Below are 9,638 nucleotides of genomic sequence, written 5' to 3' on the forward strand. Positions count from 1 at the left end.
ATGTACAAGATTGGGTTTTCCCCTTCTGCTGCGACGGCAACGTGTGCGTCGTAGACTTTTTCGTATAATGTTTTGCCCATTGTTTGCTTCCTTTCCTCATCGCCGTTGCCGCAATAACTGCGTTAGCGACACCCGTTTATCCAGTTATTTAGCTTATTTAGCGAACTAAACGCCTTAATATAAATGGGCTTGCTGCCTTGCTATTGCACCAATGACTTAGAGGAAAGCCATTGGTTGACCGAGGATTTAGTATTTATTATGAATCTGTTTTGTATTAAGAGTTTAAAACGTACTCAGCGATCTTATCGCCCATCTCAGACGTCGAAAGTGCTGGGTTGTCACCAGCAAGGTCACCCGTTAGTTCCCCCGCTGATAGCGCTTTTGAAACTGCCGTTTCGATGTCTTGTGCCGCCGTTTCCTCACCTAGGCTATAACGTAGCATCAGTGCCGCAGACAGGATTTGTGCCACAGGGTTAGCGATGTTCTTACCTGCGATATCTGGTGCACTGCCACCTGCTGGCTCGTACAGACCGAATTTGCTTTCGTTTAGACTTGCTGATGGCAACATACCCATAGAGCCTGTGATCATCGCACATTCATCAGAAATGATGTCGCCGAAGATGTTTGAACACAGCATTACGTCGAACTGAGCAGGGTCTTTGATAAGCTGCATAGTCGCGTTATCAATGTACATGTGTGACAACTCGACATCTGGGTAGTCTTTTGCGATTTCTTCGACTACTTCACGCCATAAGATAGAGCTTTGTAGAACGTTCGCTTTGTCGATAGAGCACACTTTCTTGCGACGTAGACGAGCAGAGTCAAAAGCGATTTTTGCAATACGTTCGATCTCAAAGCGGTGGTACACCTCAGTATCAAATGCTTTTTCTGTTGCGCCTTCACCTTCACGACCTTTCGGTTGGCCGAAGTAGATACCACCCGTCAGTTCACGGACTACCACGATGTCAAAGCCGCGACCCGAGATGTCTGCACGTAGCGGTGAGAAATCTTCAAGACCTGAGTGAATTTGCGCTGGACGTAAGTTACAGAACAGTTGGAAGTGTTTGCGTAGTGGAAGTAGGGCACCACGTTCAGGTTGGTCGTTTGGTGGTAAGTGCTCCCACTTAGGGCCGCCAACCGAGCCGAATAGGACTGCATCAGACTCTTCACATGCTTTTATTGTGCTCTCTGGAAGTGGGCAACCGTGATTGTCGATCGCGATACCACCGACATCATGCTCGTCACGCTCAAACGCAATACCATGTTTCTTTTCGATTGCATCCAATACTTTATGTGCCTGCGCCATTACTTCCGGGCCAATGCCGTCACCGGGTAGGACGGCAATTTTGTACGATTTGTCTGTCATGTTAATCCTTTAAGTTTTCTAATTTTGAGCTTAATTATTTCAACGAGCGTGTTCTTTCCTGAGCCGTGTAGCCCGGTTGTTATTACACAGTCGCAATCTTTTTCTGCTTCATTTCTTCGATTTTATCTGCACGATGAATGCTGTTAATAACGTGCAATAATGCTTGGCCGGAAGCCTCAACGATGTCGGTGGAAACACCCGTACCGTGGTATTTGCGACCTTTGTAGTTGGCAATGATGTCTGCTTGACCCAAACCATCTTCACCTTCACCTTTCGCGGTTAGGTCGAATTTATCCAGAACGATGTCGTAGCCTGTCACGCGGTAGATACATTGGTAAAGCGCATCAACTGGGCCATTACCGACCGCTGCTTCACACATTTCTTCATCACCGCATTGCATTTTGATGCTGGTGGTAGCCATTACGCTGCCAGACTGCACGCTTAGGTAGCTCAATTTGTAGAAGTCATCTTCTTCACGCAAGTTCGAGAAGTGCATTAGGGCTTCTAGGTCGTAATCGAACACTTGGCCTTTGCGGTCAGCAAGTTTCAAGAAATCCGCATACAGTGCGTCTAGGTTGTACTCGTCTTCGTTGTAACCCATGGTGTCCATATGGCTCTTCACGGCAGCGCGACCGCTGCGGCTGGTTAGGTTCAGAGCTTGGTTTTTTAGGCCAATAGACTCAGGGGTCATGATTTCGTAGGTATTCTTATTCTTCAACATGCCATCTTGGTGGATGCCTGAAGAGTGGCTAAACGCATTTGCACCCACAATTGCTTTGTTGCTTTGAATAGGCATATTGCATAGCTGGCTCACCAACTTACTGGTGCGGTGAATTTCATCATGCTTAATGCCAGTGTGAACGCCCAAAAACTCTTGACGCGTCTTGATGATCATTGCGATCTCTTCAAGTGAACAGTTACCCGCTCGCTCTCCAATGCCATTGATCGTGCCTTCTATCTGACGTGCGCCAGCTTGAACGGCGGCAATAGAGTTGGCAACTGACATCCCCAAATCGTCGTGACAGTGAACGGAGATGATCGCTTTATCAATGTTCGGAACGCGGTTAAATAGGGTTTCAATAATCCCACCAAACTCACTTGGTACGGTGTAGCCAACGGTATCTGGAATGTTGATTGTACTCGCACCTGCATTGATGGCGGCTTCTACCATGCGACATAGGTTGTCTATAGGAGTACGACCAGCATCTTCACAAGAAAACTCGACATCATCAGTGTAGTTACGTGCATGTTTAACGGCGTTGACTGCCATTTCTAGTACATCGTCGTAGCTGCGGCGTAGTTTGTCTTCTACGTGAATGGTGGAAGTGGCTAAAAATGTGTGGATACGGAATTGGTCGGCCACTTTTAAGGCTTCAGCGGCAGCATCAATGTCTTTCGCAACGGCACGCGAAAGGGCACAAACTCGACTGTTTTTTATGTTTTTTGCGATGGTTTGTACAGACTCGAAATCACCTGGTGAAGAGATTGGGAAGCCAGCTTCGATAACATCAACGCCGAGTCTTTCCAGCGCATAGGCAATCTGCAGTTTTTCTTTAACCGTCAAGCTTGCTGACAACGCTTGCTCGCCATCACGCAATGTGGTGTCGAATATAATGACCTGATCGTTCATGTTTGCTTCCTTCCTGATTTCTGCACTTTCGCGCAAGTGAATCGTTTACTTCCAGTATTTAGATATAAAAAAACCCGCATTCTCATGCGGGTTCTTAGAAATTGGTGTGGTTATTTTTCTTCCACAGCCTACCCGCGCGAACTGGTCACGATCAGGAGGAGGCTAAGCAGGATAGAAAAATGAGCTGACATAGTTGTTAAGCTTTCCACATAATTAAGTTAACAAATTAGTACCGCACTCCATGAAGCGCGTCAACCCTAAAGTCGATTTTTTATTCATATCGGATGAGTCTTTTCGTTTGCTTGAAAAAAATGATGCACTAAGTGAAACGACATGATGCGATAGAAACGTGCTAGAAGAAGTAAGTTCTCATCAAGTTTGCGACGTTTCATTACCAAAACAAGCATCGGGATTGCGACTTGTCACACAAAGGTCCGAATTGTTTGGCAAAAGTTTTGAATGACCATTTATAGTAGTGCAGTTGCACTAGGTAAAAGAAATAAGGGTTAGGGAAAGAATGAGGTTAACAAAACAATTTGGACGTTCAGCCATAGTATTTACTCTGGTCAGCTTGTCGGGTTGTCAGCTGTTTCAATCGCAGACCTATGTGGAAGTGGCTTCCCCCGTTGTTATGAATGATCACTCGCAGAGCGTCATGGTTATCAATGATCAAATGGATCGATTTTTGAGTTATGAGGGACGCGAATCGTTCTTGAATCAGATGCTTGTTGCCCTTGAGTCTGACAGCCGAAATAAGTTTAAAGGTAAAGATCCGGAAACGTATTCTTGGTGGAAGATCCGCGTTCAACCTAGTGAGAAACAGCAAGCGGAAGTTTTCCGACCAACCACTGAAGGTGTCGATACTTCAAACCCAGTAGAGTTTATGGATGTTTCTTACCGCTCTAAGACCACATTAAACCTACGCTCTAAACCGAGTCTTGAAGGGGCAAAGCTTGGCGTATTATCGAAAGGGGAAGTCTTTAATGTGCTAGCAAAAGTGGTTGATCAACCTTGGTTTCTCGTTGAACAGAAAGGAGTGATAAAAGGTTATGTCCATAAGGATTATGCGCGCAGCAATGTGATAAATCGTGACATTTTATCTACTCAGCCTAACCCTTTACTAGAGCCTAACTCGAGTAAAACGGAGCAAACGAGTATAGAGCATGAACTGTCGGGAAACTATACTTGCCGCTCACTGAGCTATGAGCTTACAAAAGATGGCGACATGACGACGGGCTCTTTGCGCGCCTGCCGCAAGAAGAGAAAAGTCTGGTATATAGACACCCCTCAACCGCAACCAGCAAACCCTTCTTAATGTTCTATTTTTATGGTTATGCCCAATAGATAAATTGTTGGGCACACCTTAATTTGGCCTTTGTCATTAATTGTCCAAATTCCCGTCATGCTGTTGTCACCTAAACCTCCTACTTTTCACACAAAGGCGTTGTCAAAGTAAGGAAAGGTCACATGCGAACCATAGAGACAATTACACAGCCAATTGCAACCATTGCTAAGTTTGATTTAGCGCTCTCTAGTGTTTGTCTTAAGCACCGTTTTAATCAACAAGTCGCCAATATCAGCAAAGGAGTCTCCCACAGTGGTGACGGGCATCTTTACTTGGTGTTGGGTTTATTAGCTTGGTATTTAGATAAGGAGCAAGGAGTCTGGTTTTTACTGGCGGGTTTACTTGCTTTTGCTATCGAGCTACCAATTTATTGGACGCTGAAAAATAGTTTTAAGCGTCGTCGCCCTGAAGAGCTTAGTGCACTCCTTCCTGCTTTTATTACTCCCTCCGATCGCTACAGTCTTCCTTCAGGACACACTGCCGCTGCGTTTGTCATGGCGACGCTGATTGACCATTTCTATCCGAGCCTAGGCGTTGCTGCATTCTTTTGGGCAAGTTTAATCGGAACCGCGCGAATCTTATTGGGTGTGCACTTTTTTACCGATGTCATCATTGGTGCACTGCTTGGCAGTCTTTGTGGTGGATTAGCGATTGCGATGTTAGGAGGCTAATTGATGAAAATCTTGTACGGTGTTCAAGGGACAGGAAACGGACATATTGCACGCGCAAGGGCGATGAGTCATGCGTTTAAAGAGCACAATGTTGAGGTCAACTTTTTGTTTTCTGGGCGAGCGCCGGAAAAATACTTTTCAATGGAAGCATTTGGCGATTACCAGACTCGCCGAGGCTTCACCTTTATTACCGAAAAAGGCTCTGTAAACTACGCGAAAACAGCATTGAATAACAATTTGGTGCAGTTTTTCAAAGAAGTTAAGCAACTCGATCTGTCGTCCTACGATCTTATCATTAATGATTTCGAACCTGTGACTGCGTGGGCAGCGAGACAACAAAATAAGCCTTCTATTGGTATTAGCCACCAAAATGCTTTCCGTTATCCGGTGCCACTAAAGGGAGCAAGTTGGTTAGATAAATCCGTCATTGAATACTTTGCGCCTTCTCAACATCACCTTGGTTTGCATTGGCATCATTTTGATCAACCTTTGTTACCACCAATAGTGCATACCGTCGATAGCCAAGCAGAAAACGACGACTTCGTGTTGGTGTATCTGCCGTTCGAATCGATAGAAGATATCTCGGACTTATTGTTCCACTTTAATCAACAAGCGTTTATCTGTTATCACCCGGATGTGATCGAATGTGAGCAGGTAGAAAACATAGAACTGCGCCCTTTATGCCACAGCAACTTCCAGCATCATTTGCATCGCTGTAGTGGTGTCATTGCTAATGGTGGGTTTGAGCTTCCTTCAGAAGCCTTGTCTTTGGGGAAAAAATTGTTACTAAAGCCACTCGCGGGTCAATTCGAGCAGCAGAGCAATGTTGCGACCTTAGAAGATTTAGGGCTTGCGATGTCGATGGAGAGCTTAGACATTTCCGCAGTACGCCAGTGGCTAAAGGAGCAACAAGCCGAAAGTGTGAAATACCCAGATGTTGCTCAGGCTATTGTTCATTGGGTATTGCAAGGTGCATGGGATTCAAAAGCAGAGTTATCCAGACAGCTGTGGGAGCAGGTTGATTTTCCAAGTTACGTGTCGAACATTTAAGTACGTTGTTCAGTACATTGTTCCTTCCATTTTTGACACGATTTTGTTGCAGCCTTTCTGTTTGGAAGGCTGCATTTTTATTCTTCCTCTCTCATTTCTATTCAGTGTGTATTTGCTGATAATTTGACTGATAAGTGCAAAATTCAATCAGAGATATAGCTGTCATCTGTTGTTCTTATTCCAACTAATAACTGAGCTAAATGCATGCTTGTGTTGACCGCCTGTCCTATCAATTTGCTAAATACGTCCTCAAAGAATGCATTTTTACGTGTTTTATAGTTTTTTATGTTTTTATCAAGTCTTTGTTATTTAACAAATAAATACCTAATTGGCTAAAATTTACTGATTAAATATCAATCTAGTTGCGAAACCGCAATCGATTAGTTGATAGTACAGTTCGAGCCGGAAGTATCCGGACGATAAATATAATAAAAAGTTAGGTTATCTATTCGTAAAATGATTCGAATCCAGCCGCCGTCTTTTGTGCGAGATGGGATTCTATTCGTTATGAATTTAATGAACAAAGTTGACGATTACAAAAGAGGCGCACTCAATGTTAGAGAAGAAAGACGCGATGAGCGCAATTGCTAGCTACCGTATGGAAAGCACTTTGCGTGGTGTAGATTTAAACCTACTGACTGTATTTGATGCTGTAATGCAAGAGCAAAATATTACTCGTGCAGCACATAACCTAGGCATGTCTCAGCCGGCGGTAAGTAACGCCGTGGCACGCTTAAAAGTGATGTTTAACGACGAGCTATTCATGCGCCAAGGCCGTGGTATTCAGCCTACGCAACGAGCACGTCAACTGTTTGGCCCTATTCGCCAAGCACTACAGCTGATTCGTAATGAACTTCCTAGCTCTGTATTCCAACCAGAATCTTCGACTCGCTTATTCAAGCTTGCGATTTGCAGCCCTTGCGACATGCGTTTTGCTCCGAAGATCATGGCAAAAGTGAATCAACAAGCACCAAACGTTCAGCTTCACCTAGATGCAGAATTTGACCGTTTGTTGTCTGAGCGTATGCGCTACCAAGAAATTGATTTCGTGATCGACTACGCTCGTTTTGATGAGCAAGGTTTCTCAAGTACTGAAATCTTCAAAGATGAATTAGTGGTTATCGCATCAAAAACACACCCACGCATTCAAGGTGGTGTGACGGCTGAGCAACTGCTTAACGAAAAGCATGCGAAGTTATCGAAAGTGCATGGCCAACGTAGTTTCTCAGAGCAAGCGTACCGTGAACTGGATTGCCAAGCGGCGTATGAAGGTTCTAGTTTAAGCAACCTACTATACGTGGTGGGTCAATCTGAGCTTGTGACTATTGCACCACGTTGGATGGCGGAAAATGCGGTAAACAGCGATCAACTGCAAATTCTTGATTTCCCATTTGCGAACAAAGAAATCAGCGGCTTCTTAAGCTGGCATGAATCAAGTGAAAAAGATAAAGGCCACATTTGGCTACGCGATCAACTGATGATCACTTGTGGTGAAGTCGTTGCCGCAAAATAAGATGACGTTTGGTCTTCTCGATTAGACCATATTGGTAATCATCAATTTTTACAATTCATTGGTCCCCGAGCGATTTTTGTCTCTCGGGGCTTTTTGTTTTCGTAATCAACAATCGAAACAGTAAGTTAAATAGAGTAATCATTCAGCAATTTGAGGTACGTTCGCGACGTATAAGTGATAGTTGTCTCTTATTAGTGATAAGTTTGATACTGGTCAGTTGCGTTTTAGCAAGCCGTGAGTACACTTGTTCGCTCAATTAGCTTACGCCTGTAAGCCAAAAGGTAAGTAAAAGAATGGCCAAGTTAGATTTTCATATCGTTAAACGTATTCGTGAACAAATTGCGAACGGTGGTACACGCGTTGCACTCAAGCATAAAGTGGGTGAGGAGTGGCAAGGTATTACGTGGACGCAATTTGGTCAGCAAGTTGATGCTTTATCACTTGCACTTTTGGCTCAGGGATTAGGAGTCCAAGATAAGATCGGCATTTTCTCGAACAACATGCCGCAATGGACGATCGCTGATATCGCAGCACTGCAATTACGCAGCGTGACAGTACCTATTTACCCAACCAATACTGCCGCCCAGTCGGCGTACATCATTAACAATGCAGACGTCAAAGTTCTGTTTGTTGGTGAACAGCCTCAATTTGATGCAGCAGTGAGCATTTTCGACCAGTGCGAACAGTTAGAGCTCATTGTTGCGATGTCTGATGATATAGAACTTGGCGATCATGATTTCGTTATCTCTTGGCAAGCATTTGTTGCCAAAGGCGACGCTACATATCAAGTTGAATTGGACGCGCGTTTAGATCAGGCAAAAGAAGATGATCTACTCACGCTGATCTACACCTCGGGTACAACAGGCCAGCCAAAAGGCGTTATGTTGGACTACGCAAACATTGCGGCGCAATTGGAAGGGCACGATCAGCGCTTGAGCCTTTCTCAAAGTGACGTGTCATTATGTTTCCTTCCGTTGTCACACGTATTTGAGCGCGCTTGGACCTTTTATGTATTGTACAAAGGGGCGACCAACTGCTATTTGCAAGACACCATGCAAGTACGTGATGCACTGAGCCAGGTGCGACCTACCGTGATGTGTGCCGTACCGCGTTTCTATGAGAAGATCTTCTCTGCGATTCATGAGAAAGTGTCTCGCGCGCCGATTCATCGTAAGATCATGTTTACTTGGGCAGTCAACATGGGCGCAAAAATGGCCGCTTGTCATCAAGAAAAACGTCAGCCATCGCTCTTGCTGCGTAAGTCATACGCTTTGGCGGATAAGTTGGTTCTGAGCAAACTGCGTGCGCTACTTGGCGGGCAAATCAACTTTATGCCTTGTGGTGGTGCAAAGCTGGATGAAACCATCGGTCGATTCTTCCATGCGATTGGTATCAACGTTAAGTTGGGCTACGGCATGACTGAAACCACGGCGACAGTATCGTGTTGGGATGATAAATGTTTTAACCCCGACTCTATTGGTATGTCGATGCCTGGCGCACAGGTTAAGATTGGCGAAAACAACGAGATTCTGGTTCGTGGTCCAATGGTGATGCGTGGCTATTACAAAATGCCAGAAGAGACGGAAAAGACCTTTGATGAGCACGGTTTCCTAAAAACGGGCGACGCTGGTTACATTGATGAAAATGGCAACTTGTTCATCACCGATCGTATCAAAGAGTTGATGAAAACTTCAGGTGGTAAATACATCGCTCCACAAATGATTGAAGGTGCGATTGGTAAAGACCACTTCATCGAGCAAATCGCAGTCATTGCGGATACTCGTAAGTTTGTTTCTGCGCTTATCGTGCCTTGTTATGACTCGCTAGAAGAGTACGCGAAAGAGCTGAATATCAAATATCACGATCGCGTTGAGTTGATTAAGCACCACCAGGTGGTCGAAATGATTGAGAAGCGGGTGAACGATCTTCAAAAAGAGTTGGCAAAGTTTGAACAAGTGAAGAAGTTTAAACTGTTACCAAGAGCTTTCTCTATGGATGATGGTGAGTTAACGCCAACTCAAAAACTTCGTCGTAAAGTCATCAATGACAAATACCAAGATGAA

7 protein-coding genes are annotated in these 9,638 nt (G+C 44.7%); 5 read left to right on the forward strand and 2 right to left on the reverse strand.

Annotated elements, in window-relative coordinates:
* Positions 1–274: 274 nt before the first annotated feature.
* Positions 275–1,366: a 3-isopropylmalate dehydrogenase gene (leuB, locus tag IQR33_RS30025; protein ID WP_171344399.1), complete on the reverse strand. Its 1,092-nt coding sequence runs from the start codon at positions 1,364–1,366 to the stop codon at positions 275–277.
* Positions 1,367–1,448: 82 nt separating this feature from the next.
* Positions 1,449–2,996: a 2-isopropylmalate synthase gene (leuA, locus tag IQR33_RS30030; RefSeq protein WP_005379685.1), complete on the reverse strand. Its 1,548-nt coding sequence runs from the start codon at positions 2,994–2,996 to the stop codon at positions 1,449–1,451.
* Between the two features lie 517 nt (positions 2,997–3,513).
* Here leuA and IQR33_RS30035 point away from each other — a divergent pair.
* From IQR33_RS30035 to IQR33_RS30055, 5 genes are all read left to right on the forward strand, one after another.
* Positions 3,514–4,311: an SH3 domain-containing protein gene (locus tag IQR33_RS30035; protein WP_138938987.1), complete on the forward strand. Its 798-nt coding sequence runs from the start codon at positions 3,514–3,516 to the stop codon at positions 4,309–4,311.
* Between the two features lie 152 nt (positions 4,312–4,463).
* A complete protein-coding gene (locus IQR33_RS30040; RefSeq protein ID WP_005379690.1) occupies positions 4,464–5,012 on the forward strand; it encodes a phosphatase PAP2 family protein in 549 nt (182 codons plus the stop codon).
* 3 nt (positions 5,013–5,015) lie between these two features.
* Positions 5,016–6,062 carry an MJ1255/VC2487 family glycosyltransferase gene (locus IQR33_RS30045; RefSeq protein ID WP_054576647.1) on the forward strand — a complete coding sequence of 349 codons (1,047 nt, stop codon included), beginning with the start codon at positions 5,016–5,018 and terminating at the stop codon, positions 6,060–6,062.
* A 553-nt stretch (positions 6,063–6,615) separates the two neighbouring features.
* Positions 6,616–7,575, forward strand: a complete 960-nt coding sequence (calR, locus tag IQR33_RS30050) for a LysR family transcriptional regulator CalR (protein ID WP_005379693.1) — start codon at positions 6,616–6,618, stop codon at positions 7,573–7,575.
* A 293-nt stretch (positions 7,576–7,868) separates the two neighbouring features.
* On the forward strand, positions 7,869–9,638 hold a 1,770-nt coding region (locus IQR33_RS30055; protein ID WP_193844281.1), incomplete at its 3' end, for an AMP-dependent synthetase/ligase.

Source organism: Vibrio sp. OPT46 (assembly GCF_015163535.1).
Taxonomy (GTDB): domain Bacteria; phylum Pseudomonadota; class Gammaproteobacteria; order Enterobacterales; family Vibrionaceae; genus Vibrio; species Vibrio alginolyticus.

Bases quoted from the DNA above. Each gene is read 5' to 3' on its own strand.
- leuA (WP_005379685.1), bottom strand. From the start codon at position 2,996: ATGAACGATCAGGTCATTATATTCGACACCACATTGCGTGATGGCGAG.
- leuB (WP_171344399.1), bottom strand. From the start codon at position 1,366: ATGACAGACAAATCGTACAAAATTGCCGTCCTACCCGGTGACGGCATT.
- IQR33_RS30045 (WP_054576647.1), top strand. From the start codon at position 5,016: ATGAAAATCTTGTACGGTGTTCAAGGGACAGGAAACGGACATATTGCA.
- calR (WP_005379693.1), top strand. From the start codon at position 6,616: ATGTTAGAGAAGAAAGACGCGATGAGCGCAATTGCTAGCTACCGTATG.
- IQR33_RS30040 (WP_005379690.1), top strand. From the start codon at position 4,464: ATGCGAACCATAGAGACAATTACACAGCCAATTGCAACCATTGCTAAG.
- IQR33_RS30035 (WP_138938987.1), top strand. From the start codon at position 3,514: ATGAGGTTAACAAAACAATTTGGACGTTCAGCCATAGTATTTACTCTG.